We start from the raw sequence: 22,891 nt of genomic DNA, 5'->3' as shown, positions 1-22,891 counted from the left end.
GCGGCTCCCATCAGTAATTGACATCGCTGGAACCGGCGGGGGTCGCCGTCGGCTCGCCGCGTCGGTAATTGTCGAGCACCGTGGTGCGCCGGCCGGCATCGATGGAATCGACGCCGCGCGGCGACAGCAGGTCGCGCGGGTCGGCGATCTGCGCGGCGAGGTTCTGCTGGCTGGCGCAGCCGAAATTGAAGTAGTTCTTGTTTTCCGACGTGTCCGTCAGATCGTCCGGCCAGCGGCCGCAGGGGCCGGTCTTGGCGACCAGCGTCGAATAGGCCAGCCGGATCGGCGTCGGACCGCTTGCCCCTACCGCCGAATAAGGCTGCACGAAGATGCGGTCGCGCTCGATGTAGCGGCCACGGAGCGCTTCGACGATCTCGTGGGAGACCCGCTCGGCAGCATACTGGTTCGCCGAGCCGGTCGGCAGCATCACCTGGATGGAATCGGCACCCGAGGCGCGAAAGCGGTCGGCGAAATGCTCGACACGGCCGCGATTGGCATAGGACAGGCGGGCGTCGGACATCACGATCGGGATGTCCGACGCCTCCTGGTCCTCCGATACCACGATCGGGTGCCGCGTCCGGTAGTCGTCCGGGATCGACCCGACCTCGACATTGTGGATGTTGCCACAGCCGCTGGCGACGAGCACCGCGGCCAGCGGCAACAACGCGGCCAGGGACGTGCGGGGGCGGCGGCGGCCGATGATCTGCGAACGGTCTTGCACCTGCGATCTCCCAGAACCGGTCATTTGTAGATGAAGCCGACGACGCCGTGATACCGGCCGGGCGGCAGCTTGGTTTCCATGTGGCCGTAGACGCGATTGACGCGGCCGAGGAAGTTGGCGGCACCGTCGCTCGACAGGGCGAAGCCGTCGTCCGGGCGGGCCAGCGCCTGGCGCGGAACCGGCCGCACCAGATAGGGCGTGACGATGATCACCAGCTCGGTCTCGTAGCGCTGGAAGTCGCGCGAGCGGAACAGCGTCCCGAGCACCGGGATCTTCGACAGCCCGGGCGTTCCGGAGATCACCTGGCGAACTTCGTCACGCACCAGCCCGGCGATCACCAGCGAGCCGCCGGATGGCAGCTCGACCGTCGTGTCAGCAAGACGCTTCCTGATGCCGATGACGCCGACGCCCGGTCCATACTTGTCGCCAGAAATGTTGAACGGACTCTCGAATGTCGGTTCAGAAACACTGGTTCGAATTTTGAGGCTGATGCGGCCTGGAGAAAGCACGACGGGCGTGAAGTCGAGACCGATGCCGTAGTCAATCTCGCGGCTCTCATAAGTAACGAATCCCGGAACTTTCGGAGTCGTCTTGTAGATGGGCAAACCTGTTATCGGATTGACCCCGACGACGTCTCGTGTTTCTGGCACTTCCTGCGTGACGTCGCGGCCCGAGGGAACCGAGAACTCGCCGCCGACTTTGAAGCTGGCCTTCTCACCCGAAATTGCCGTCAAGCTGGGTTCGGCCAAGGTTCGCATGACGCCAGCCTGTTCCATGGCATTGAGCTGGCCCGCGACATCGAAGCCGCCAATGCTGCCGGCAGCGCTTACGATGTTGTCGGCGATCGTCTTCCCGAGTCCAAATGGATTGTCTATATTGCCGTAAGAGATTCCGTCGGATGCCGAACCGTTGAAGCCGAGCTGCTTGACAACCGAACGCTGGACCTCGGCCACGGTGACTTTCAGCGTAACCTGGTCTTCGCCCTGGATCTGCAGGAGATTGACGATCTGGCTCTGCCGGCGTTCCTCTTGGGCAAAGCCGACGTCGCCGTCGCCGCCACCGGCACCTCCCGATGCGGTCGCCTGCTGGATGTACTGGCCGGTCGTGCCCTCGCCGCCGGTCACGAACAGCCGTGCCAGACGCTCGACCTTTGCCGCGTCCTGCGGCGTCTGCACCGTGCCGTTCAGAACGACATTGTCGTTCAGCATCTCGACCTGGACCACCGAGGACGGGACGTATTTGCGGATCGTGGCCTCGAGCCCGGTGATGTCGCGCTCGATCTTCAGGTCGATGGAAGCAATCTGGCGATTCTGGCGGTCGAAGACGACAATGTTCGTCTGCCCGATCTGCTTGCCGAAGATGTAGATGCGGCGTGCGTCACGGGTGACCGCATCGGCGACCGCCGGATTGGCGACAAGGATGTCGTGGGCGTCGGCCTCCAGGACGATGACCTTGGTCTTGTTCAGCCCGAGATTGACGGACTGGCTGCCCTGCCGGACATTCACCACCGTCTGCTCGGCACGGGCCGGCAAGGTCGCGAGCGGCGCAAGTGCCGTGGACGCAGCGGCCATGACGACCACCAGTTTGCGAAGCCGGGCGCGTAGCATGTCTGATCCTCTCGAATGGTTCATCGATGTGCCCGTCATTCCTTGGTGGTGATTTCGGAGGACTGGCCGTAGCGCACGACCCGGATCTTGCCGTTCTGGGCGTTTTCCTGGGCGAGCAGGAAGGCGGCATAGCCTGGAGAACCCGGGACGGAATCGGCCAGGGCGCGCAGCGACAGCACCAGCCGGTCGGCGATCTGCTGGGCGGCGGTCAGGGCTTCGGCCTGGTCCGGGTCGACCTCAAGGGTCGCGGTCGATCCGACCACGACCTTCTCGCCGTCCTGCTCCTGGATGGTCTGGTCGATGGCGAGAACCCGCAGGTTGCGCAGCACGGTCTCGGTCAACACCTGGTCGCCGCGGTTCTCCGCGCCTGAGACCCGGCGGGTCATGATGACGTCGACATGATCGTTCGGGAGGATGAACCCGCCGGCCGACGTTTCGGCCGCAATCTGGACGGCGACGGCGCGCTTGCCGGCCGGCAGAACGGCCGACATGAAGCCCTGGTCCGAGCGGATCAGCTTGGACTCTCGCACCGGTTCGCCGGCAAAGAAGGATTGGCGGGCGAGCGAGCCCTTGAGTTTCTCGATCGCGTCAGGTCGGTCGGACTTGCGGATCAGCGTCGGGCCGATGCCGTCCTCGGGCCAACTCTGCCAGTCGAGCGCGTCGTCGACCGCCTCCCCCATCGACAGGTCGCGGGACGTGACAAGGACGTCGGCGAGCTTGATCGGTGGCTCGGCCGGCGCCGCGGTGATGATCACCGGCTCGACCTTCTCGGGCTCCAGGTTCAAGGCGACGAATGCCGCACCCGCCGCTGCGACCAAAGCGACCGCCACAACTGCCATGCGGGCTAGATTCATCGGGCAACTCCTCGCAAACGAGGCCGCGACCATGCGGCTGTTCGCAACGGTTATCGCCGACAAACTCTCAATGTATGGTTAACGAAACCTGTCTCGTTGCGACGAACGCCCCTCAGAACGCGGCGGTGCGTGCCGCAATGTCGATCCAGACGCTGCCGGAATAGACGGTCAGTCCGGCAAGGCCGAGGGCGATTCCGTAGGGAATGCCGGTTTCGCCGTCGAGCAGGCGATCGACGAAGTCGACGCCGGTGACGGGCTGGACGAAGTTCCGAACCGTCAACAGACCGACGGTCAGCAGCCCGCCATAGATGCTTGTGAAGAGAAAGTATTCCAGGAGCGCGGTGGTCGGGCCGAACCACACGGCGGTGGCGGCCAGGAGCTTGGCGTCGCCGCCGCCCATCCAGCCCGCGGCGAACATGCCGAAGGCGACGGTCAGGCACACCAGGCCAACGCCCAGATGGGCGCCGATCGCGCCGGGCGCCATGCCGGCCGCATAGGCGACGACAGGAAAGGCCAGGGCGAGGAGAATGGAGACGCGGTTGGAAATCGTCATCGACACCAGATCCGACGCGGCTGCGTAGAGCATGGCGAAGGGAAAGATGACGAGGATCGCAAGGGCCGTCACGCGCCTACTCCAGTATCCAGGACCGGGCGAAGCAGGCGCTCCGTCCCGGTCCTGATGATCTTGAAATCACGCGGCATCACCGCGAGATGCAGCGCGATTAGTTGATGGTGGAAGGCGTCGAGTCGAGCATCGTGCCGATGTTGGTGAAGGAGGTGGTGAGACCGCCGGTCACGAACGGGAAGGCAGCGATGAGAGCAACGGCCATGATCGCGGCGATGAGGCCGTATTCGATGGCGGTCGCGCCGGACTCGTCCTTGGCGAAGCGAGCGAAAAGCTTGGACATTGGGAACTCCTTGTTTTCCAGAAACCGTTTGAAGCAGCATCCCCGTCGACAGCTTCGTCGATCGGATGGCCCATTTGTAAGGGCGTCCGGTTGCGATCCTCTTAAGCTGCGTGGTTTATTTTCCCTTCAGTTCTTGCTTAAAATTGTCACCTTTACTTGGGTTGCAGCTTAATCCGGCGTTTACCAAGACCGGGCTATCAAGAGAGAGGATTCCAGCAGCAGATCGGGATGAGCCACATGACCAGCTACCCTTGCGCCGCACTGGCTGCGACGATTGTCCTCGCTGCATGCGCCACCGCAAGCGCCTTCGACGGTACCGGCGTTCTTCCGGTCGAGGTCGACCATGCGCGGATCGTGCAGATCGACAACCCGGCTGCCACGGTGATTGTCGGCAACCCGGCAATCGTCGACGTCGCGGTCCTCTCCTCGAACCGCCTCGTGCTCACCGGTCGCAGCTACGGCATCACCAACCTCGTCATTCTCAATGCGGATGGTGATGTCATCATGGACCAGCAGGTCGCGGTGCAGAGCTTCGAGGACAACACCGTGCGCGTCTATCGCCAGGCGAGCCGCGTCACCTATGCCTGCGCTCCCAAATGCGAGCCGACGGTCACCATCGGCGACAACGACGAAAGCTTCGGCCAGGCCGCCCAGCAATATGCCCAGCGCCAGGGCATGGCGATGGATGCCGCCAAGCAGTAGCACGGCGCTGCTTTTGCCGGCGCCAGGCCCGGCTTCCCCTGTGAATCGTCGCCACCCCGACTATCTGCGTGACCGTATGCACGCCGGCACCGGACAGCCGGCGCCAGGCGGGCCGGCTAACGGGTCATGGAGACAAGCTTGACGCGCGCGGTTCTGATCGTCCTCGATTCCTTCGGGATCGGCCATGCCAGGGACGCCGACGCGTTCGGTGACGCAGGGGCCGACACGTTCGGCCATATTCTCGACCGCGCCGAAGCCGGCGACGCCGACCTTGCCGGGGTCAGGCAGGGCCCGCTCAGCCTGCCGAACATGCAACGGCTCGGCCTCTTCCACGCCGCCGGGCGCGATGGCGACGGATCGCCAGCCGGCCTGTGGGGCAGCGCCGAGGAAGTCTCCCGCGGCAAGGACACCCCGTCCGGCCATTGGGAAATTGCCGGCGTGCCGGTGACCTTCGACTGGGGCTATTTCCCGCGCACGGTGCCGGCCTTTCCCGATTCGCTGATCCGGCAGATCGCCGACGACACCGACATTCCCGGCATTCTCGGCGACTGCCATGCCTCCGGCACGACGATAATCGCCACGCTCGGCGAGGAGAGCATCGCGACCGGCAAGCCGATCTTCTATACCTCGTCCGACAGCGTGCTGCAGATTGCCGCCCACGAGACCCATTTCGGCCTCGACCGGCTCTACGCGCTGTGTGCCGTGGCACGGCGACACGTCGACCCCCTCAATATCGGGCGGGTGATCGCGCGTCCCTTCGTCGGCGAGACCGCCGAAACCTTCCGCCGCACCGGCAACCGCCGCGACTATTCGGTGCCGCCGCCCGAGCCGACCATCCTCGACCGCGCCGTCGACGCCGGCCACCGGGTCATCGCCATCGGCAAGATCGGCGACATCTTCGCCCATCAGGGCATCTCGGACGTGCGCAAGGGCGACGGCAACATGGCGCTGTTCGATGCCATGCTGGGCGCGATCGACGATGCGGGCGACGGCGATATCGTGTTTGCCAATTTCGTCGATTTCGACATGCTCTACGGCCACCGGCGCGACGTCGCCGGCTATGCCGCCGCGCTCGAGGCGTTCGATGCGCGCCTGCCGGAACTGGAGGCGCGGTTGCGGCCAGGCGATCTCGCCATCATCACCGCCGATCACGGCTGCGACCCCACCTTCCGCGGCACCGACCATACCCGCGAGACGGTGCCGGTGCTGGGCTTCGGACCGGGCGTTGCCCCCCGCGCCATCGGACGCCGCGAGACCTTCGCCGATATCGGCGAGAGCATCGCGGCGCATCTCGGCCTGCCCGCGGGGCGCCACGGCGAGAGCTTTCTTTGAGCATGGCGGCCAACCCTGCCCTCGCCCGCGCCGGGCGCGGCGGCGAGGTGCCGATGGCCGAGCTCCACTGCCACATCGAGGGTGCCGCCCGACCGGCGCTCGTCCTGGAACTGGCCGGGAAACACGGCATCGACGTCGGCGGCATCATCCGCGACGGCGCCTATGTCTGGCATGATTTCACCAGCTTCCTCGCCGTCTACGACCGTGCCTCCCTGGTGTTCCGGGATGCGGCCGACTATGCCCGCCTCGCCGAGGATCATCTGACAGTCCTGGCCCGCTCGGGCGCGGTCTATGCCGAGTTCTTCATCTCTCCCGACCACGCCGCTGGCGCAGGCATGCCGGGCAAAGCCTATCTGGCGGGCCTCGCCGACGGAGTGCGCCGGGCGACAAGCACGACCGGCATCGAGGCGCGGATGATCGTCGTCGGCGTGCGCCATCTGGGTGCCGACCGCGTCGAGGCCGCCGCTCGCTTTGCCGCGGCGAACGCGGTGCACGAGCCGCTGCTCACCGGCTTCGGCCTGGCCGGGGACGAGAGGATCGAGCGGCCGCAGGACTTCGCTCGGGCCTTCGACATCGCCCGCGACGCCGGTCTCGGCCTGACCGCCCATGCCGGCGAGTTCGACGGCGCCGAGAATGTGCGCGAGACGGCCAGGATCCTCAAGCCGAGCCGGATTGGCCATGGCGTGCGCGCGATCGAAGCGCCGGATGTCGTGCGCATGCTGGCCGACAAGGGGATTGTCCTGGAGATCTGCCCCGGCTCCAACCTCGCCCTCGGCGTCTATCCCGACGCGGCCTCGCACCCGCTCCGCAGGCTCGTCGAGGCCGGGTGCCGGGTGACGCTGAACGCCGATGACCCGCCCTTCTTCGACACCGATCTTGCGGCCGAATATGACTTTGCGGCCGCTGCGGGCTTCGGGCCGGGCGAGCGCCTCGGCTTCACCCGCAACGCCATCGAGGCCGCCTTCGTCGACGGTGCAACCCGGCAGCATCTCCTCGACCGCCTCGTGGTCTCGGCGATCGCCCTTGGCGCGCCGCCATCGTCCGGTTAAGCAGAAGCCAAATCAGCCAGAAAGCGAGGCCCCATGGACGGCGTCACCGTGATCGACCACCCGCTGGTCCAGCACAAGCTCACCATCATGCGCAACAAGGAGACGTCGACGGCGAGCTTTCGCCGGCTCCTGCGCGAGATCTCGACGCTCCTCTGCTACGAGGTGACACGCAATCTCGACCTGACGACAATCAGGATCGAGACGCCGATGGAGCCGATGGACGCTCCGGTCCTGGAAGGCAAGAAGCTGGTCTTCGCCTCGATCCTGCGGGCCGGCAACGGCCTCCTGGAAGGCATGCTCGACCTGGTGCCGGCCGCGCGCGTGGCCCATATCGGGCTCTACCGCGACCACGAGACGCTGCAGCCGGTCGAATACTATTTCAAGGCGCCCGAGGATCTGGGAAACCGCCTCGTCATCGTCGTCGACCCGATGCTGGCCACGGCCAATTCCGCCATCGCGGCGATCGAGAATCTGAAGCGGCGCGGCGCCAGGAACATCCGGTTCCTGTGCCTCCTGGCCGCGCCCGAGGGCATCGAGCGGTTTTGCGACGCCCACCCGGACGTGCCGGTCTTCACCGCGGCGATCGACAGCCACCTCAACGACAAGGGCTACATCATCCCCGGTCTCGGCGATGCCGGCGACCGCATGTACGGCACCAAATAGGCTTCAAGCCAGCCGATCTTAACCGTTCGGCAACCGCTCGGGGAGATCCACGGCGCGCGCGCTTCGCGGATTCGCGCCGGGTTAACCCCGGTGCCCCCACAATGTCCGACCCATCCGCAAAGGGTCGGACCGCCAGATGCAGAACGTCCTCATCATTCTCGCCGTGACCTCGATGGTCGCACTGACCATCCCGTCGGCGTTCGAGCGCTATCGGGCCAGCCTTTTGTCGGGCCAGGTGGAGACCGTCGACCCCGCGCCGGCGATCATGGATGCAGCGATCGAGCCCCGCGCGTCGGGCCTGTCCGGGCGTGTCGCGCGACTGTCCGCCGATGCGGGCGGCCATTTTCGGACCGCTGCGCGCATGAACGGCCGCTCCGTCCCGGTCCTGGTCGATACCGGCGCCACCTTCGTGTCCATCGACGAGACCACGGCCCGCCGGCTCGGCGTGGCACCGCAGCTCGATGCATACCGCCACCGGGTGCAGACGGCCAATGGCGAGACGCGGGCGGCTCTCGTCACCGTGGCCCGCCTGCAGTTGGGCCCGATCGAATTGCGCGACGTCGACACGCTGGTCACCCGCGACGGCACGCTGCCCGTCGCGCTTCTGGGCATGAGCTTCCTCGGCCGTCTGGATGGGGTCGAGATCGACGCCGGCCGGTTGACCCTCAGGCAATAGCGGCCGGCATCGCTCAGCCGATGCGATCGATGACCACCGGCCCGTTCCCGTACGGGCTTCCCTCGCCCAGGCCATAGGCGTCACGGACCATCTCGGCGGCCGCCTCCGCCGCGGCCGCGTCTCGGGCATGGACCATGGCGAGCGGGTCGCCGGCTGCGACAACCCGCCCGATCGGCAGCAGCTCCGACAGGCCGACGGCGTGGTCGACCGCATCCTGCGGCCGCGTGCGCCCGCCGCCGAGTGCCACCACGGCCAGCCCCAGCCGGCGGGCGTCCACGGCCGCGATCCTTCCCCCGGCCATGGCCGGGATCGGCCGGATGACCGGCGCCTGCGGCAGATGCGATTCCATCCGCTCGACAAAATCCGAAGGCCCGCCAAGCGCTGCGACCATTCGGCCAAAGACCTCCGCCGCACGCCCCTCCTCAAGAGCGGCTCGTGCTTTCCGCCCGCCCTCGTCGAGATCGGAGGCAAGACCCGCGAGCACCAGCATGTCCGCCGCCAGCGCGAGCGTTACCGCTTCGAGGGCCGGGTCGCGCTGGTCGCCGACCAGGAAGCGGACGGCGTTGCGCACCTCCACGCCGTTACCAGCCGCCGAAGCCAGCGCCTGGTCCATGCGGGTGATCAGCGCCGTGGTCTCCAGGCCCGCGCCCTGGGCGACGCCCACCAGGCTCCTGGCCAGGGCTTCGGCGTCTTCCGGCCGCGCCATGAAGGCGCCGGAACCGCATTTGACGTCGAGCACCAGTCCCTGGAGCCCGGCCGCGAGCTTCTTGGACAGGATCGAGGCGGTGATCAGCGGGATCGATTCCACCGTCGCTGTCACGTCCCGGATGGCGTAGAATCGCCCATCCGCCGGCGCCAACCGGCCGGTCTGGCCGACGATCGCGCAGCCGGTCTCGCGCACCGTCCGCCGGAACGTCGCATTGTCGGGCGTGACGCAATAGCCGGGGATCGCCTCCATCTTGTCCAGCGTGCCGCCGGTATGGCCGAGCCCGCGGCCCGAGATCATCGGCACGGCTGCGCCGCAGGCGGCCACGATCGGCGCCAGCATCAGCGAGACATTGTCGCCGACGCCGCCGGTCGAGTGCTTGTCGACCACCGGGCGGTCGAGATCGGACCAGTCGAGCGTGTCGCCGCTGTCGCGCATCGCCTCGGTGAGTGCCACGGTCTCGAGGCGCGTCATGCCCTGGAAGAACACCGCCATGGCGAAGGCGGCGACCTGTCCCTCGGTGACGCGGCCATCGTCGAACCCGGCGATGAAGGCCTTGATGTCGGCAGGATCGAGCGCCGCCCCGTCCCGCTTGGCGCGGATGATTTCCTGCGGCAGGAAGGCCATCAGTAGCCGGCCGTCTCGCCGGCCCGCGCCTTGCCGCTCGCCACGGCCAGCAGATCGGTCAGCACGCTGGATGCGCCGATGCGGAACCGCTCCGGCGTCGTCCAGCCCGGGCCGCAGATCGCCTCCGCCAGCTCGAAATAGGTGTTGGCGTCCTCGAAGCGCCTGATGCCGCCCGCCGGCTTGAACCCCACCTCGCGCCCGGAATCGGCGATGGCGCCGAGAAGCAGCCGGGCAGAGACCGGCGTCGCACTCTCGGCGACCTTGCCCGTCGAGGTTTTCAGGAAGTCGGCCCCGCCGTCGAGCGCGGCCTGGCAGGCCATGCGGATCGCCTCCGGATCACCGATCTCGCCGGTCTCCAGGATGGTCTTCAGCCGCGCCGTAAGGCAGGCCGCCTTCACCTGCCGCACCTGCGTCTCGACGAAATGAGGATCGGCCGGTATGCGCCGATAGGCGATCACGAGGTCGATCTCCTCGGCACCATCGGCGACCGCCACCCGGGTCTCGGCGACCGTCGCGTCGACATCTTCGCCGCCGGCCGGAAAGTTCACCACCGTCGCGATCCGGATCGCCGGGTCGAGCCGGTCGCGGGCGAAGGCGACGAAACGCGGCCAGATGCAGATCGCCGCGGTCGGGCCTTCCGGCGTTGCCGCCCGATCGCACAGGGCCGCCACGTCGGCCTCGGTGCAGTCCTCGTCGAGATTGGTCAGGTCGAGGCAGGCGATCAATCGCCGCGCGCGTGCCTGCCGTTCGGCGTCAGTCATCGAAGCCTCCATGTTCCAGCATGGCTCCGAGGATGTGCGCGAGCCGTGCCCCGCCCCTCGGTGCCATGTCCTTGGTCTCCCCGTGGGAGAGTTCGGCGCCGGTCATGCCGGCCCCGTAATTGGTGATCACCGACGCAGCGACGACCCGCAGGCCGAAGAACCGCGCCAGGATGGTTTCCGGCACCGTCGACATGCCGACCGCGTCGGCCCCGAGCGTGCGCGCCATGCGGATCTCGGCAGGCGTCTCGAAGGACGGGCCGGAAAACCACATGTAGACGCCGCCGAACAGCGTCTCGCCGACGGTCTCGGCCGCCTCTGCCAGGCGGGTTCGCAGCGCCGCGTCATAGGCGGTGGTCATGCCGACGAAACGGCCTTCCGAGGCTTCGCCGATCAGCGGATTCAGGCCGGAAAAGGCAATGTGGTCCTCGATCATCATCACCGAGCCCGGTGGCATGTCCTGGCGCACCGACCCGGCCGAATTGGTCAGCAGCAGCCGGTCGATGCCGAGATCGGCGATCGCGGCGATCACCGGGCGCATCACCGCCGCGTCGCCGGCCTCGTAATAATGCACGCGGCCCGACAGGACGAGGATGTCGCGGCCGCCGAGCCGCCCGGCCACGACCTCGCCCGCATGGCCCGTCACCGCGCTGACCGGAAAGCCGGGAATCTCGGCGAAGGGTACCCGCAGGGTGTCCTCCATCGCCTCGACCAGGAGCCCCAGGCCCGAGCCCAGCACCATGGCCGCGACCGGGCGGCGCTCGCCCAGGCGGTATCGCAGATAATTGGCGGCCGCGTTCATGCCAGGCTCTCGGTGTCGAAGGCGCGGGGCAGGAGCTCGCCCATGGTCACGGTTTCCCGCACGCCGCCGTCGACATCGCACAGATGCACCCGCGTCGCCGCATCGGCGAATTCGGCGATGCGCTGCCGGCAGCCGCCGCAGGGTGTGCAGAGCGGCAGCTTCTCGGCGACCACCGCGATCTCGGCAATCCGCCCGCCGCCATCCATGACCAGATGGCCGATCGCCGTCGTCTCGGCGCACCATCCCTCGGGAAAGCTGACGATCTCGACATTGCAGCCGGCAAAGATGCGCCCGTCGGTGGTGCGCAATGCCGCCCCGACCGGAAACCGCGAATAGGGCGCGTGGGCGCGCCGCATCGCGGACTTCGCCCGCGCGAAGAGGTCGTCCGCCATGGCTATCTTTCTTTCACATAGGGAACGCCGCCGGCCTTGGGCGGCGTGGCCTTGCCGACGAAGCCGGCCAGCAGGATGACGGTGAGGATGTAGGGCAGCGCCTGCACGAACTGCACAGAAATCTCGCCGATCAGCGGGATCTCAACACCCCGGACGCGGATCGAGATGGCATCAAGAAAGCCGAAGAGCAGGCAGGCCAGCATGACCGGCAGCGGTTTCCAGTTGGCGAAGATCAGCGCCGCGAGCGCGATGTAGCCCTTGCCGGCGGTCATGTCGCGGGTGAAGCCCGCGGCCTGGGCCATCGCCAGATAGCTGCCCGCAAAGCCGGTGAGGATGCCGCAGATGATCACCGCCCGGTAGCGCAGCCAGGTCACCGAGATGCCGGCCGTGTCGACCGCCGCCGGGTTCTCGCCCACCGCCCGCAGCCGCAGGCCGAAGCGGGTGCGGAACATCACCCACCAGGTCAGCGGCACCATCAGGAAGGCGACATAGACGAGGATGGCGTGGCCGGACAGGATGTCGGCATAGATCGGGCCGATCACCGGCACGTCGGCGATGGCCGCCGCCCAAGGCAGGTCGATCGCGCCGAATCGGGCATCGCCCAGGAGGCTGGGCGTGCGCCCGCCCTGGGCGAACCAGGCCTGGCCCAGGATGATGGTGAGCCCCGCGGCGATGAAGTTGATAGCGACGCCCGAGACGATCTGGTTGCCGCGATAGGTGATCGAGGCGAGGCCGTGGATCAGCGAGAAGCCGGTTGCGGCGAGGACGCCGACCAGGAGGCCTAGCATGGCCGAGCCCCACACCGCGGCGGCCGAGGCCGAGGCGAAGGCGGCGATCAGCATCTTGCCTTCCAGCGAGATGTCGAAGATGCCGGAGCGCTCCGAATAGAGCCCCGCCAACGCCGCAAAGAGCAGCGGCGTGGACAGGCGGATGGTGGAATCGATGACGTTGATCCAGGCGCCGGCATCCATCAGCGGGTTTCCTCGACATCGGTGCCCGCCGGCTCCGCCGTGCGGAACCGCACCCATTGATAGGCCGCGCCGACGCCGGGTCGGAACATGTTCTCCATCGCGCCGGCAAACAGGATGACGAGCCCCTGGATGATGACGATCATGTCCCGCGAGATGGCCGGCATGTCGAAGGCGAGTTCGGCCCCGCCCTGGTAGAGGACGCCGAACAGTATCGCGGCGGGAATGATCCCGGCCGGATGGCCGCGCCCCATCAGCGCCACGGCGATGCCGACGAAGCCGGCACCGCCGGGAAAGTCGATCAGAAGCCGGTACTGGTCGCCCATCACCGGGTTCAGCGCCATCATGCCGGCCAGCCCCCCGGACACCATCATGGTCACGACGATCAGCCGCGTCTCGGACATGCCGGCATAGCGCGCGGCACGCGGCGAGAAGCCGAGCGTGCGGATCTCGTAGCCGAGCCGCGTGCGCCAGATCAGCACCCACACGAGGAAGGCGGCGGCCAGCGCCACGAACAGCGAGACGTTGAGTGGCGCCCCGCCGAGATTGAAGCCGAACAGCGCGAACAGCTCCTTCAGCTTGGGAAGCTGCGCGCCGGCCTCGAAGGTGCCGGTCCCGGGCGACATGGTGCCGGCGGGCTTCAGCGCGCCGACGAGGAGATAGACCATCAGCGCGGCGGCGATGAAGTTGAACATGATGGTGGTGATGACGATGTGGCTGCCCCGCCTGGCCTGCAGGATCGCCGGGATGAAGGCCCAGGCCGCGCCGAAGGCGCAGGACAGCGCGATGGCCAGCGGCAGGTTCAGCCACCAGGGCAGGAGACCGCCGAGGGTCAGCGCCACCGCGGCGACGCCGAGCCCGCCCAGATAGGCCTGCCCCTCGCCGCCGATGTTGAACAGCCCGCCATGGAAGGCGACGGCGACGGCAAGTCCGGTGAAGATGAAGCTGGTGGCGTAATAGAGGGTGAAGCCGATCCCCTCGCCATAGCCGAAGGCACCGCGGATCATCAGCGCGGCCGCCTCCACCGGGCTTTCGCCGACGACGAGGACCACGAGTCCTGCGACGGCGAAGGCAACGACGAGATTGATCAGCGGGATCAGGCCATAGTCGATCAGCGGTGGCAGCTTGGTATAGGGCCGGCTCATCGATGCGTCAGTCCTTGAAGGGTGGGAGTATCACCCGGCCGGCATCGTCGAGCCGCCAGAAGGGATTGTGGGCGACCTCCCAGAGATGGCCGTCCGGATCGCGGAAATTGCCGGAATAGCCTCCCCAGAAGGCTTTCTGCGGATGCTTGACCGCAGCCGCCCCGGCCTTGAGCGCACGGGCGTAGAAGGCGTCGACGGCTTCCGGCGCTTCGAAATTGACGGCCAGCGCCATCGAGCCGGAACCCGGGGGCAGATCGCCCTCCCCGCCATCGGCGATCATGTCGTCGCGGTTCCACAGCGACAGGACGACCCCCTCGCCCAGCATGAAGGCCGTGCGCTCGACGCTGTCCGGCGAGGCCTCCCACCCCAGCGCCGCGTAGAAGGCGACCGCGCGAGCCACGTCCTCGACGCCGAGCGTGACCAGAGAGATGCGCGCTGCGTTCATTCCGCGGCCACCCGGTTCTCGATGCCGGCCATCAGCAATCCCAGCTCGCCCTCCTCGGCGTCCGGACTGCGCTCGCCGACGATGCGGCCATCGAACATGACGAGGATGCGATCGGACAGGGCGCGGATCTCGTCGAGCTCGACCGAGACGAGCAGGATCGCCTTGCCGGCGTCGCGCATCTCGACGATGCGCCGGTGGATGAACTCGATCGCCCCGACATCGACGCCGCGGGTCGGCTGCCCGATCAGGAGCACGTCGGGGTCGCGCTCCATCTCGCGGGCGAGCACGATCTTCTGCTGGTTGCCGCCGGAAAAGTTCGAGGTCTTCAGCCGGCAGTCCGGCGGACGGATGTCGTAGGCTTCGATCTTGGCCCTGGCGTCGGCGCGCATCGCGTTCCGGTCGAGCAGCAGGCCCCTGGCATAGCGCTTGTCGCGCTGGTAGCCGAGAATGGCGTTCTCGTTCTCCTCGAAGGGCAGGACGAGGCCCATATTGTGCCGGTCCTCCGGCACATGGGCGCAGCCCATCCGCCGGATCTCGGCCGGATCGACCTCCTGCGAGGGATCGATGTCGCGCCCCAGCATGGCGATCCGTCCGCTTTCGGCCCGGCGGATGCCGGCCAGCGTCTCCAGGAGCTCCGACTGGCCGTTGCCCGCGACGCCGGCGATGCCGACGATCTCGCCGGCTTTCACGTCGAAGGAAACGTCCTCGACCATGACGACGCCGCGCCGGTCGCGCACCGTCAGGTTCCGGACGTCGAGTTTCACGTCGCGCGGCGCGGCCGCGGCCTTGTCGACGGTCAGCAGCACCCGGCGCCCGACCATCAGCTCGGCCAGCTCGGCGACCGTCGTGTCGCCGGTCCGGCGCGTCGCCACCATCTCGCCCTGCCGCATCACCGAGACATTGTCGGTGATCGCCATGATCTCGCGCAGCTTGTGGGTGATCAGGATGATCGTCTTGCCCTCGTCGCGCAGCTGCCGCAGCACGGCGAAGAGGTGGTCCGCCTCGGCCGGGGTGAGGACGCCGGTCGGCTCGTCGAGGATCAGGATGTCGGCGCCGCGATACAGCGCCTTGAGGATTTCCACCCGCTGCTGGCGGCCGACCGGCAGCTCCTCGACGATGGCGTCGGGATCCACGTCGAGCGAATGGTCGCGCTCGAGCCGCTTCAGCTCGGCCCGCACCTTGGCAATGCCGGAAAACAGCAGCGGCGACTGCTCGGCGCCGAGCATGACGTTCTCGACCACGGTGAAGTTCTCGACCAGCATGAAGTGCTGGTGGACCATGCCGATCCCCGCCGCGATGGCGGCGTTAGGGTCGGTGATCTGCACCGGCTTGCCGCCGACCCTGATCTGTCCGGAATCGGCCTGGTAGAAGCCGTAGATGATCGACATCAGCGTCGACTTGCCGGCGCCGTTTTCCCCGATGATGCCGTGGATCGTACCGCGTTCCACCGCCAGATTGATGCGCCTGTTGGCCCGCACCGCGCCGAAGCTCTTGTCGATGTCGATCAGTTCGATCGCCGGATCGGGCATGCACATACTCTGGACTGACTGACGCCGTTCGGCAGACCTTAGAGAGCGCCGGTCCCCTTGACCAGCCGGTTGGCCGAGCGGGTCGCAACTCCGGTCGGGCGTTGCGTTCGCGGCACGCATACGGGATGAGTCGGCAAGCGGAAGGGGAGGACGACAGGCCGATGCGCGAGACGGAGCGAGAGCCGAGACCGGCGCCCGGGCGGCGCGAGGCCTACCGGGCCTTCGTGCCCCTGACCACGCGCTGGTCGGACAACGACATCTACGGCCACATGAACAATGTCGTGCACTACGCCCTGTTCGACAGTGCGGTGAACGGCTGGCTGATCGCCGCGGGCCTTCTCGACATCCATCGCGGCGCCCGGATCGGCCTGGTGGTCGAGACCGGCTGCCGCTATTTCGCCGAACTGGCCTTTCCCGACCCCGTCACGGCCGGCATAAGGGTGGGCCGTCTGGGCACATCGTCGGTCCGCTACGAGATCGGACTGTTTCGCGGCGAGGCCGAGACCGCGGCGGCGGAGGGGTTCTTCGTCCATGTCTATGTCGATCGCGACACCCGCCGCCCGGCGCCGCTCGACGACCGGCTGCGCAACAGGCTTCTGGAGCTGACCACATGAGCGACACCGACGACGGCAACGAGAAGCGGATCGAGGATCTGGAGATCATGGCGGCCCACCAGGCCCAGATGATCGAGGATCTGTCGGAGGAACTGCAGCGGGCCTCGGCCGCCATCGAGCGGATGCAGCGCAGCCTGCGCTCGCTGGGCGATCGCTTCGAGGCGCTGGAGGACGTTGCCGCGCCCCGGCCGGAAAACACCAAGCCGCCGCATTACTGAGCGGCAGCGTCGCGGTTCAGGGCAGCCGGGCGACCCGCTCGGTCAGCAGGGCGAAATAGGCATCCGCATCGCCCGAGCGCACCCAATGGGCATTCTTCGGCCGGTTGGTGACGCCCCAGTAATCGCAGACCGTCATGCCCCGGGTCAGAAGGCTCGCCGTCTCGACCTCCACATTGACGGCGCGGGCGGTGAAGATCTCCGGCCGCAGCACGAAGGCGGTGACGCAAGGGTCGTGCAGCGGCGCACCCTCCCAGCCGTATTTCTCCACGTCGAAGCGCTCGGAGAAATTCAGCATCGCCGCCACCGCTGCGCCCGAGCGATTGCCGAGACCGCCGAAGCCGGCGATCCGCGCGCGGGTCGAACGCATGAGATGGGTCACGTCGAGCGGCAGGACGGTGATCGCCGCACCGCTGGCGAAGACGATCGCGGCGGCCTCCGGGTCGACATAGATGTTGAATTCGGCCGCCGGGGTGATGTTGCCGCCCTCGAAGCAGCCGCCGCCCATCAGCACGATGTCCTGCAGCCGCGCGGCGATGTCCGGCGCCTTGGTGAAGGCGACGCCGAGATTGGTCAGGGGCCCCAGCGCCAGCAGCCGGATCGTGCCTGCCGGATGGGCGCGTGCCGTCTCGATCAGGAAGTCGACGCCGTGGCCGCCCCGCGCCGCCAGTGCCGGCTCCGGCAGATCCGGCCCGTCGAGGCCCGTCTGGCCGTGGACATGCTCGGCGGTGACCAGCGGGCGCAGCATCGGCCGCTCGCAGCCGGCATGGACCGGGATGTCCCGGCGGCCGCCGAGTTCCAGCAGCTTCAGCGCGTTCTTCGTCGTCAGCGACAGCGGGATGTTGCCGGCCACGGTGACGATGCCGAGAATGTCCAGTTCCTCCGGCGAGGCGAGCGCGGTCAGGATCGCGACGGCGTCGTCCTGGCCGGGATCGGTGTCGAAGATCACTTTCTGGGGCATCGCGCCTGTCTCCCGCCGTTCGCCGCCGCCGGCGATAGCACCGCGCCGGCGGCGGCGAAAGCGGCCCGGTGCTCCCGTGCGCCGCGTCAACGAAAAAGGCGCCCCGCGAGCGGGACGCCTTCGCCGCAATCAGACCTGCGGGATCAGTAGGGGCAGCTGGAATCGGTGCTGTAATCGTGCACTTCGATCTTGCCGTCGATGATGTCCTGGCGCGCCTGGTCGGCGGCGGCCTTCATCTCGTCGGTGATCAGATCGGCATTGTGCTCGTCGAGGGCATAGCCGACGCCGTCATTCTCCAGGCCCAGCGTCACCACCCCGGGCTTCCATTCGCCCTTCGCCGCGTCCTCGAAGGTCGTGTAGACGGCCGTGTCGACGCGCTTGACCATCGAGGTCAGCACGTGGCCGGGAAACAGCATGTTCTGGTTGGAATCGACGCCGATGCCGAATTTGCCCGCGTCGGCCGCCGCCTGCAGCACGCCGATGCCGGTACCGCCGGCGGCGTGGAAGATCACGTCCGCGCCCTGGTCCATCTGCGACTTGGTCAGTTCGCCGCCGCGAACCGGATCGTTCCAGGCCGCGCCGGTCGTGCCGGTCATGTTTTCCAGCACCTTGGCATCCGCGGTGACCGACTTGACGCCGCCGGCATAGCCGCAGGCGAATTTCGAGATCAGCGGGATGTCCATGCCGCCCACGAAGCCGACCGTGCCGGTCTCGGACTTCATCGCCGCGAGAATGCCGACGAGATAGGAGCCCTCTTCTTCCTTGAACAGGATCGACTGCACGTTGGGCGCGTCGACGACGGCGTCGATGATCGCGAACTGGGTGTCGGGATATTCCGCGGCGACCGCCTCCAGCGCCGCGGCCTGGCTGAAGCCAACCGAGATGATCGGATTGGCGCCGTCACGGGCGAAGCGGCGCAGCGCCTGCTCGCGCTGGGCATCGTTGGTGATCTCGAATTCGCGATATTCGGTGCCGGTGTCGGCCTTGTACTTCTCGGCGCCGTTATAGGCGGCCTCGTTGAAGGATTTGTCGAACTTGCCGCCGAGATCGTAGAGGACCGCCGGGGCGAAATCGGCAGCCGATGCGGCGGAAGCCGAGAGAAGCGTGGCGGCCAGAAGTCCGGCCAGGAGCTGTTTCATGTGATCCGATCCCTGTTGCAGATGGGCGGACGCGAGAGGCCGAAGCCCCGGCGCCGGCGGCAGACCCCGCGTCTGCAGCAAAGACTGACATGGTCGCTGCCGGAAATCACGCGGAATCCGGCCGACCATCCGTGAACCCAAGCCACGGCGGTCGGCTCCCTCACCGCGGTTTGGGAGGCACGCCGTCCGGCCGGGCCGACACACAGCGGGACCAGACTGCTGGGCCGTGCTATTGCGCCGCTTCGGCGCCGAGGCCGACCGGGCAGGACACGCCGGTGCCGCCGACGCCGCAATAGCCGCTCGGGTTCTTCGCCAGATATTGCTGGTGATACCCCTCGGCATAATAGAATTCGCCGGCGGGCCGGATCTCGGTGGTGATCGTGCCCTTGTGGCCGGCCGCCTGCAGCGCCGCCTGATAGGCCGCCTTCGAGGCCTCTGCCGCCTCGCGCTGGTCCTCGGAGGTCAGATAGATGCCCGAGCGGTACTGGGTGCCCATGTCGTTGCCCTGGCGCATGCCCTGGGTCGGGTCGTGGCCTTCCCAGAACGTCTTCAGCAACGCCTCGTAGCTGATCCGCGCCGGGTCGAAAACGACCAGCACCACCTCGTTGTGCCCGGTCTGGCCGGTACAGACCTCCTGATAGGTCGGGTTCGGCGTCGAGCCCGCGGCATAGCCCGCGGCCGTCACGACGACGCCCGGCAGCTGCCAGAACTTGCGCTCGACGCCCCAGAAGCAGCCCATTCCGAAGATCGCGGTTTCCAGCCCCTCGGCGAACGGCCCCTTCAGGGACGCGCCATTGACGAAATGTGCCTCGGCGGTCTCGATCGGCGCGTCGCGGCCGGGCAATGCCTCGTCCTTGCCGGGAAGCTTCATCTTCTTGGAAAACATGTCGAGAATATACATGGTCTGCTCCTAGCTGAAACTGTCTGCGAATCGCGCGCTCACCGCAGCGACTGCCGGCGCCGGGATCGGGGTGTCCGGCCGAGGACGAGAAGGACCAGCCCAGCGACGCCCGTGGTTATCGCGACCGGCCAGCGGCCCACCTCGCTGGTCACCACCGCCAGCGTCGCGCTGTCCGGCGCCGTCGGAAGGCTGGCGCCGATGAGTATCAGCGCCTCGCTCACCGTCAGCAGCCGGGTCGTCTCGGCAGCGAGGCTGCGGGCGATGTCGCCGACGGCGAAGACCACGCAGATGGCCAGACACATCGTTCCGATCAGGCGCAGCAGCAATCGCATCGTTCGTCGTCACCTTACATCATCGTCATCGGCGGCCGTCACGCGCCTTCGCCGTCACTTGCCCGTCCCGGCGTCGGGCACCGGCGCGAAGCGCGCATTTCCGGTCATTCTATCATATTCGGTGGGCCAGCCCACCATAGGTGGGGGCATCGGCGTGCCGGCGCAATCTCGGCCGCGGGAACCCCCGATCACGGATTGGCGAAATCGGCTCTTGAACCGCGAGGCGTTCTGGCTATAGTCCGCGCCGTTCGAGAGGCCCGCGAACGCACTGATTTGGTGCGCTCCGGGCCGGTCGCCCTTCAGGCGGCACAGACGGCCAGACCGCCCGTCCGTAGATCGAACATCTGGTGAGGTGGCCGAGTGGTTGAAGGCGCACGCCTGGAACGCGTGTATACGGGAAACCGTATCGAGGGTTCGAATCCCTCTCTCACCGCCATTCAACCCCCAGAACCCTATATTTACTAGGCATTGCAAGAATGCCACTCACCAGTTTGCGCTGACCTGACTGACCGTTCTTGACGGCTAGTGACGACCCGATGCAATCCGCAGCATGCTTGTTGCCCTGCCAGTGATGTGCTCAAAAGCTAATTGGTACGGGCCACCAACGGAAGGCTCTACGGGTTCGCAATTTGGGAATTTCGATGAAACGATCAATCGCAATCGCGCTGCTTGCTGGCCTCGCATTAACCGGATGTCAGACGAGATCGCCAGAAACCGACAGAGCGCTGGCAAGTCAGGTGCCTGACAACTACCGTTCGCAGGTGGTTTCATATTTCAGAAAGACGATGAAGGACCCTTACAGCGTGAGAGACGCCGAGATTTCAGCTCCTACGAGTATTTTTGTAGGAGCAATAAATGGCGGAAGTGCTCCGGGCGTTTGCGTTAGGATGAATGCGAAAAACAGCTTCGGAGCATACATCGGCGTCAAAACCGTAGCAGTGAGTTTCCGAGACGGGATTGTGTCCGGTGTTGGCGAGCCGGTGTTTGACACGTGTAGCGGCGTGGGGTTTCAACCCTTCCCAGAACTAATGGCCGTCAGCTAAGCGATATGTAGAGGGAATGTCCCAGTCCGATTGTGGAGGCTAGTGATAGCTTTGGATTTGTCGCAATCCATCGCGAAGCAGGCCGAACTCAGGGTCGGACTGGGCAACCCAATTCGCGAAATACCGGTCCTCTCCAACTGGCGGGCGTTTCGGTGCCTTTGGGTTTGTAGCAAAGCAGATCGCATTCAAAACAGCCTCTATGTGCAATGAACCTGCAAAAATCTCTCTGAGCTTTTTTCGGAGCCTTGCTTCCGGGAACGAATAAAAAAGCCACACAAACAAATTTACAACGTCTATCGGGCATAGATGAATTATGCCGTCTTTAGCATAACTGCGTTCACAGAAATCCGCGCTGACGCGATTAACGTACGTGACATCTTTTGAGAAATATTTTCGTCTGATATAAAATATTTCTCTCATCCTTCCATCTTGGATCAAGATCACAAGTTTTTGACTTTCAACTATATAGATGTCGGTCATTGACCATTCTCCAAAAACAGCCGGTATTTTTCCGCTGCGATTTCGTCACCGTCACCGACATAAATTTCGGTGTCTATTGTGACATTTTGAGCCTGCTTCGATCTTTCAGCAATTTCGAGTTCATGAAGCTTTGCAAGCGCAGTAGCTATATTGCTCGCCTCGCTTGCGGACAGGTCTCCCGACGCGAGTGCTTCCCGAATGTCCGCAGCCGTTACTGCGTCGAACTCTATTGTGCGATCCCGAGGCAAAATGTGCGTCAGGACACATTCGATAGCCCAACGCTCCCCGGCATGGACAGCTCGCCAGAGCCTTTCGACCGCAACCGGCCCCATCGTGCGGATGGCGCTCAGTAGCTGGCGGGGGGCTTTACCACGAGCCCCTACGGGCCGGCCTCCGTTTCCCGGTGTGAATCGCCCTGAGGCGTCCCGTCCGTCCATCGCTACACCCATTGGACGGGGACGCCGCGAGAATGCAGCCAAGCCGCAAGATCAGCCGTCCGCGTATAGGACGCCCATCCGACGCGTTTGCAGCGAGGAAGGCCGTGGACGCGTCGCCAATTGCAAAGCAACTGCTTCGACGCTCCAAGCGCCGCTCCAAGCTCTGCGCTCGTCACCACCTCCCGCGTAGGCAGAGCAACCGTGCTGGGAAGCTGCGGGCCACGGCGGATCACGATTTACCACCCATCAGGAGATCAAAGGCCTCCTGACTGGTTTGGAGGCCTGCCGCCATGGCGACGGCTGAACACAAGCTTCTGAGAAGATGCCTGGACGCGGCGACTGTTTCTTGGCGGGCATTGTGTTTAGCAAGAGCCGCGCGAGCCGCTTCGAGCGCAGCCGCTTCGTCCGGTCCAACTGCTACGGGATCGTCGAGCGTAGGACGGCGCTGGTAAGCCGCCTGCATCCCGCTGCGGTGTATATGCCCCACAAGCAGGTGGCGCTCGACCAAGGCGTCCCAAAGAGCGGTAGGGAGATCAGGATACGCCTCCCTGCCCGCCTGTAAAACGGCACTCGTCATTTGCACGTTGGCAGACTGGACGAAGCGACCCTGCTCAGATGGCGACATCGCTTTGAAGACCGACCGAAACTCTCCGTAAAGCGTCGGGCACCCGGGTATGGGGGCCATCGCCGTTGCGTTGGCAGCCGCGATGGCCGCGTTTTCGGCCCTAACGCTCGCGGCCACACTTTGAACGGCTGATGCGAGGGTTCCGCCGGCACATGTGCGGACGCGCTCGTTTCGCGCATCGGTTTTGAGGGTGGCATCAGCGGCATTTGCTTGGGCTGCAAATTGATCGAGCGCGGCCGCAAGGTGGGTCAGCGGCTTTT

27 protein-coding genes and 1 tRNA gene are annotated in these 22,891 nt (G+C 66.2%); 8 read left to right on the top strand and 20 right to left on the bottom strand.

Annotation, left to right across the window (positions count from 1 at the left end; translation table 11 throughout):
- Positions 1 to 10 precede the first annotated feature (10 nt).
- The 5 genes from VQ042_RS11065 to VQ042_RS11045 all read right to left on the bottom strand — a co-directional run bounded on the left by VQ042_RS11065 (position 11) and on the right by VQ042_RS11045 (position 4,090).
- Positions 11 to 721 (bottom strand): CpaD family pilus assembly protein, encoded by a 711-nt coding sequence (locus tag VQ042_RS11065; protein WP_331819136.1) that lies wholly within the window; start codon positions 719 to 721, stop codon positions 11 to 13.
- Positions 722 to 741: 20 nt separating this feature from the next.
- Positions 742 to 2,367 carry a type II and III secretion system protein family protein gene (locus VQ042_RS11060; protein WP_442880067.1) on the bottom strand — a complete coding sequence of 542 codons (1,626 nt, stop codon included), beginning with the start codon at positions 2,365 to 2,367 and terminating at the stop codon, positions 742 to 744.
- A complete protein-coding gene (gene cpaB, locus VQ042_RS11055) occupies positions 2,364 to 3,182 on the bottom strand; it encodes a Flp pilus assembly protein CpaB (protein ID WP_331819132.1) in 819 nt (272 codons plus the stop codon). The genes VQ042_RS11060 and cpaB overlap by 4 nt, the downstream gene beginning before the upstream one ends.
- A gap of 112 nt (positions 3,183 to 3,294) precedes the next feature.
- On the bottom strand, positions 3,295 to 3,807 hold the full coding sequence (locus tag VQ042_RS11050; protein ID WP_331819130.1) for an A24 family peptidase: 513 nt from the start codon (positions 3,805 to 3,807) through the stop codon (positions 3,295 to 3,297).
- A gap of 97 nt (positions 3,808 to 3,904) precedes the next feature.
- Complete coding sequence (locus tag VQ042_RS11045; protein ID WP_331819128.1) at positions 3,905 to 4,090, bottom strand: Flp family type IVb pilin; 186 nt, start codon at positions 4,088 to 4,090, stop codon at positions 3,905 to 3,907.
- A gap of 237 nt (positions 4,091 to 4,327) precedes the next feature.
- On the opposite strand from VQ042_RS11045, the gene VQ042_RS11040 reads away from it, so the two are divergent.
- The 5 genes from VQ042_RS11040 (at position 4,328) to VQ042_RS11020 (ending at position 8,512) form a co-directional block, all read left to right on the top strand.
- On the top strand, positions 4,328 to 4,792 hold the full coding sequence (locus VQ042_RS11040; protein ID WP_331819126.1) for a pilus assembly protein N-terminal domain-containing protein: 465 nt from the start codon (positions 4,328 to 4,330) through the stop codon (positions 4,790 to 4,792).
- Between the two features lie 138 nt (positions 4,793 to 4,930).
- Positions 4,931 to 6,124 carry a phosphopentomutase gene (locus VQ042_RS11035; RefSeq protein WP_331819124.1) on the top strand — a complete coding sequence of 398 codons (1,194 nt, stop codon included), beginning with the start codon at positions 4,931 to 4,933 and terminating at the stop codon, positions 6,122 to 6,124.
- 2 nt (positions 6,125 to 6,126) lie between these two features.
- Entirely contained in the window at positions 6,127 to 7,173 is a 1,047-nt protein-coding gene (locus VQ042_RS11030; protein ID WP_331819122.1) for an adenosine deaminase, read from the top strand.
- 33 nt (positions 7,174 to 7,206) lie between these two features.
- Positions 7,207 to 7,836, top strand: a complete 630-nt coding sequence (gene upp, locus VQ042_RS11025; RefSeq protein WP_331819120.1) for a uracil phosphoribosyltransferase — start codon at positions 7,207 to 7,209, stop codon at positions 7,834 to 7,836.
- 136 nt (positions 7,837 to 7,972) lie between these two features.
- Positions 7,973 to 8,512 (top strand): retropepsin-like aspartic protease family protein, encoded by a 540-nt coding sequence (locus VQ042_RS11020; protein WP_331819118.1) that lies wholly within the window; start codon positions 7,973 to 7,975, stop codon positions 8,510 to 8,512.
- Positions 8,513 to 8,525: 13 nt separating this feature from the next.
- On the opposite strand, the gene deoA is transcribed toward VQ042_RS11020, so the two are convergent.
- From deoA to VQ042_RS10980, 8 genes are read right to left on the bottom strand one after another with little or no spacing between them, the layout of a single operon-like run.
- Positions 8,526 to 9,845, bottom strand: a complete 1,320-nt coding sequence (deoA, locus tag VQ042_RS11015) for a thymidine phosphorylase (RefSeq protein ID WP_331819116.1) — start codon at positions 9,843 to 9,845, stop codon at positions 8,526 to 8,528.
- Positions 9,845 to 10,606, bottom strand: a complete 762-nt coding sequence (gene deoC, locus VQ042_RS11010; RefSeq protein ID WP_331819114.1) for a deoxyribose-phosphate aldolase — start codon at positions 10,604 to 10,606, stop codon at positions 9,845 to 9,847. The genes deoA and deoC overlap by 1 nt, the downstream gene beginning before the upstream one ends.
- Positions 10,599 to 11,405, bottom strand: a complete 807-nt coding sequence (locus VQ042_RS11005; protein ID WP_331819112.1) for a purine-nucleoside phosphorylase — start codon at positions 11,403 to 11,405, stop codon at positions 10,599 to 10,601. The genes deoC and VQ042_RS11005 overlap by 8 nt, the downstream gene beginning before the upstream one ends.
- Complete coding sequence (locus VQ042_RS11000; RefSeq protein WP_331819110.1) at positions 11,402 to 11,797, bottom strand: cytidine deaminase; 396 nt, start codon at positions 11,795 to 11,797, stop codon at positions 11,402 to 11,404. Before VQ042_RS11000 ends, VQ042_RS11005 begins: the two co-directional genes overlap by 4 nt.
- Positions 11,798 to 11,799: 2 nt before the next feature.
- Positions 11,800 to 12,768: an ABC transporter permease gene (locus tag VQ042_RS10995; protein WP_331819108.1), complete on the bottom strand. Its 969-nt coding sequence runs from the start codon at positions 12,766 to 12,768 to the stop codon at positions 11,800 to 11,802.
- On the bottom strand, positions 12,768 to 13,910 hold the full coding sequence (locus VQ042_RS10990) for an ABC transporter permease (RefSeq protein ID WP_331819106.1): 1,143 nt from the start codon (positions 13,908 to 13,910) through the stop codon (positions 12,768 to 12,770). The genes VQ042_RS10995 and VQ042_RS10990 overlap by 1 nt, the downstream gene beginning before the upstream one ends.
- Positions 13,911 to 13,917: 7 nt before the next feature.
- On the bottom strand, positions 13,918 to 14,355 hold the full coding sequence (locus VQ042_RS10985) for a VOC family protein (RefSeq protein WP_331819104.1): 438 nt from the start codon (positions 14,353 to 14,355) through the stop codon (positions 13,918 to 13,920).
- On the bottom strand, positions 14,352 to 15,884 hold the full coding sequence (locus VQ042_RS10980) for an ABC transporter ATP-binding protein (RefSeq protein ID WP_331819102.1): 1,533 nt from the start codon (positions 15,882 to 15,884) through the stop codon (positions 14,352 to 14,354). The genes VQ042_RS10985 and VQ042_RS10980 overlap by 4 nt, the downstream gene beginning before the upstream one ends.
- 161 nt (positions 15,885 to 16,045) lie before the next feature.
- Between VQ042_RS10980 and VQ042_RS10975 the strand changes: the two genes are divergently transcribed.
- Together VQ042_RS10975 and VQ042_RS10970 are read left to right on the top strand one after the other, a co-directional pair.
- On the top strand, positions 16,046 to 16,498 hold the full coding sequence (locus VQ042_RS10975) for an acyl-CoA thioesterase (protein WP_331819100.1): 453 nt from the start codon (positions 16,046 to 16,048) through the stop codon (positions 16,496 to 16,498).
- Positions 16,495 to 16,716 carry a SlyX family protein gene (locus VQ042_RS10970; RefSeq protein ID WP_331819098.1) on the top strand — a complete coding sequence of 74 codons (222 nt, stop codon included), beginning with the start codon at positions 16,495 to 16,497 and terminating at the stop codon, positions 16,714 to 16,716. Before VQ042_RS10975 ends, VQ042_RS10970 begins: the two co-directional genes overlap by 4 nt.
- Positions 16,717 to 16,732: 16 nt before the next feature.
- Here the strand turns inward: VQ042_RS10970 and VQ042_RS10965 are convergent, their stop codons facing one another.
- The 4 genes from VQ042_RS10965 to VQ042_RS10950 all read right to left on the bottom strand — a co-directional run bounded on the left by VQ042_RS10965 (position 16,733) and on the right by VQ042_RS10950 (position 20,046).
- Complete coding sequence (locus VQ042_RS10965; RefSeq protein WP_331819096.1) at positions 16,733 to 17,674, bottom strand: nucleoside hydrolase; 942 nt, start codon at positions 17,672 to 17,674, stop codon at positions 16,733 to 16,735.
- 143 nt (positions 17,675 to 17,817) lie between these two features.
- A complete protein-coding gene (locus VQ042_RS10960; protein ID WP_331819094.1) occupies positions 17,818 to 18,813 on the bottom strand; it encodes a BMP family lipoprotein in 996 nt (331 codons plus the stop codon).
- A gap of 229 nt (positions 18,814 to 19,042) precedes the next feature.
- Positions 19,043 to 19,714 (bottom strand): peptide-methionine (S)-S-oxide reductase MsrA, encoded by a 672-nt coding sequence (gene msrA / locus VQ042_RS10955; protein WP_331819092.1) that lies wholly within the window; start codon positions 19,712 to 19,714, stop codon positions 19,043 to 19,045.
- Between the two features lie 38 nt (positions 19,715 to 19,752).
- Entirely contained in the window at positions 19,753 to 20,046 is a 294-nt protein-coding gene (locus VQ042_RS10950; protein ID WP_331819089.1) for a hypothetical protein, read from the bottom strand.
- Positions 20,047 to 20,392: 346 nt separating this feature from the next.
- On the opposite strand from VQ042_RS10950, the gene VQ042_RS10945 reads away from it, so the two are divergent.
- A tRNA-Ser gene (locus tag VQ042_RS10945) sits at positions 20,393 to 20,482 on the top strand.
- A gap of 646 nt (positions 20,483 to 21,128) precedes the next feature.
- On the opposite strand, the gene VQ042_RS10940 is transcribed toward VQ042_RS10945, so the two are convergent.
- The 3 genes from VQ042_RS10940 to VQ042_RS10930 all read right to left on the bottom strand — a co-directional run.
- Positions 21,129 to 21,569 (bottom strand): hypothetical protein, encoded by a 441-nt coding sequence (locus tag VQ042_RS10940; protein WP_331819087.1) that lies wholly within the window; start codon positions 21,567 to 21,569, stop codon positions 21,129 to 21,131.
- The gene (locus VQ042_RS10935) at positions 21,566 to 22,006 is read right to left on the bottom strand and encodes a hypothetical protein (protein WP_331819085.1); all 441 of its coding nucleotides are present in this window, start codon (positions 22,004 to 22,006) and stop codon (positions 21,566 to 21,568) included. The genes VQ042_RS10940 and VQ042_RS10935 overlap by 4 nt, the downstream gene beginning before the upstream one ends.
- 229 nt (positions 22,007 to 22,235) lie before the next feature.
- The coding region (locus tag VQ042_RS10930) for a hypothetical protein (protein ID WP_331819083.1) at positions 22,236 to 22,891 on the bottom strand (656 nt) is incomplete at its 5' end.

Origin of the sequence: Aurantimonas sp. A2-1-M11, assembly GCF_036549475.1 — a bacterium.
GTDB lineage: Bacteria > Pseudomonadota > Alphaproteobacteria > Rhizobiales > Rhizobiaceae > Aurantimonas.
The sequence above is the reverse complement of the archived record's forward strand: the minus strand, read 5'-3'. Positions and strand labels throughout refer to the sequence as shown.

What these genes read in the sequence shown, in the direction of transcription:
- VQ042_RS11060 (WP_442880067.1), bottom strand. Translation starts at nt 2,367, where the DNA reads ATGACGGGCACATCGATGAACCATTCGAGAGGATCAGACATGCTACGC.
- cpaB (WP_331819132.1), bottom strand. Translation starts at nt 3,182, where the DNA reads ATGAATCTAGCCCGCATGGCAGTTGTGGCGGTCGCTTTGGTCGCAGCG.
- VQ042_RS11045 (WP_331819128.1), bottom strand. Translation starts at nt 4,090, where the DNA reads ATGTCCAAGCTTTTCGCTCGCTTCGCCAAGGACGAGTCCGGCGCGACC.
- VQ042_RS11040 (WP_331819126.1), top strand. Translation starts at nt 4,328, where the DNA reads ATGACCAGCTACCCTTGCGCCGCACTGGCTGCGACGATTGTCCTCGCT.
- VQ042_RS11030 (WP_331819122.1), top strand. Translation starts at nt 6,127, where the DNA reads ATGGCGGCCAACCCTGCCCTCGCCCGCGCCGGGCGCGGCGGCGAGGTG.
- upp (WP_331819120.1), top strand. Translation starts at nt 7,207, where the DNA reads ATGGACGGCGTCACCGTGATCGACCACCCGCTGGTCCAGCACAAGCTC.
- VQ042_RS11020 (WP_331819118.1), top strand. Translation starts at nt 7,973, where the DNA reads ATGCAGAACGTCCTCATCATTCTCGCCGTGACCTCGATGGTCGCACTG.
- deoA (WP_331819116.1), bottom strand. Translation starts at nt 9,845, where the DNA reads ATGGCCTTCCTGCCGCAGGAAATCATCCGCGCCAAGCGGGACGGGGCG.
- deoC (WP_331819114.1), bottom strand. Translation starts at nt 10,606, where the DNA reads ATGACTGACGCCGAACGGCAGGCACGCGCGCGGCGATTGATCGCCTGC.
- VQ042_RS11005 (WP_331819112.1), bottom strand. Translation starts at nt 11,405, where the DNA reads ATGAACGCGGCCGCCAATTATCTGCGATACCGCCTGGGCGAGCGCCGC.
- VQ042_RS11000 (WP_331819110.1), bottom strand. Translation starts at nt 11,797, where the DNA reads ATGGCGGACGACCTCTTCGCGCGGGCGAAGTCCGCGATGCGGCGCGCC.
- VQ042_RS10995 (WP_331819108.1), bottom strand. Translation starts at nt 12,768, where the DNA reads ATGGATGCCGGCGCCTGGATCAACGTCATCGATTCCACCATCCGCCTG.
- VQ042_RS10990 (WP_331819106.1), bottom strand. Translation starts at nt 13,910, where the DNA reads ATGAGCCGGCCCTATACCAAGCTGCCACCGCTGATCGACTATGGCCTG.
- VQ042_RS10985 (WP_331819104.1), bottom strand. Translation starts at nt 14,355, where the DNA reads ATGAACGCAGCGCGCATCTCTCTGGTCACGCTCGGCGTCGAGGACGTG.
- VQ042_RS10980 (WP_331819102.1), bottom strand. Translation starts at nt 15,884, where the DNA reads ATGCCCGATCCGGCGATCGAACTGATCGACATCGACAAGAGCTTCGGC.
- VQ042_RS10975 (WP_331819100.1), top strand. Translation starts at nt 16,046, where the DNA reads ATGCGCGAGACGGAGCGAGAGCCGAGACCGGCGCCCGGGCGGCGCGAG.
- VQ042_RS10970 (WP_331819098.1), top strand. Translation starts at nt 16,495, where the DNA reads ATGAGCGACACCGACGACGGCAACGAGAAGCGGATCGAGGATCTGGAG.
- VQ042_RS10965 (WP_331819096.1), bottom strand. Translation starts at nt 17,674, where the DNA reads ATGCCCCAGAAAGTGATCTTCGACACCGATCCCGGCCAGGACGACGCC.
- VQ042_RS10960 (WP_331819094.1), bottom strand. Translation starts at nt 18,813, where the DNA reads ATGAAACAGCTCCTGGCCGGACTTCTGGCCGCCACGCTTCTCTCGGCT.
- msrA (WP_331819092.1), bottom strand. Translation starts at nt 19,714, where the DNA reads ATGTATATTCTCGACATGTTTTCCAAGAAGATGAAGCTTCCCGGCAAG.
- VQ042_RS10950 (WP_331819089.1), bottom strand. Translation starts at nt 20,046, where the DNA reads ATGCGATTGCTGCTGCGCCTGATCGGAACGATGTGTCTGGCCATCTGC.
- VQ042_RS10940 (WP_331819087.1), bottom strand. Translation starts at nt 21,569, where the DNA reads ATGACCGACATCTATATAGTTGAAAGTCAAAAACTTGTGATCTTGATC.
- VQ042_RS10935 (WP_331819085.1), bottom strand. Translation starts at nt 22,006, where the DNA reads ATGGACGGACGGGACGCCTCAGGGCGATTCACACCGGGAAACGGAGGC.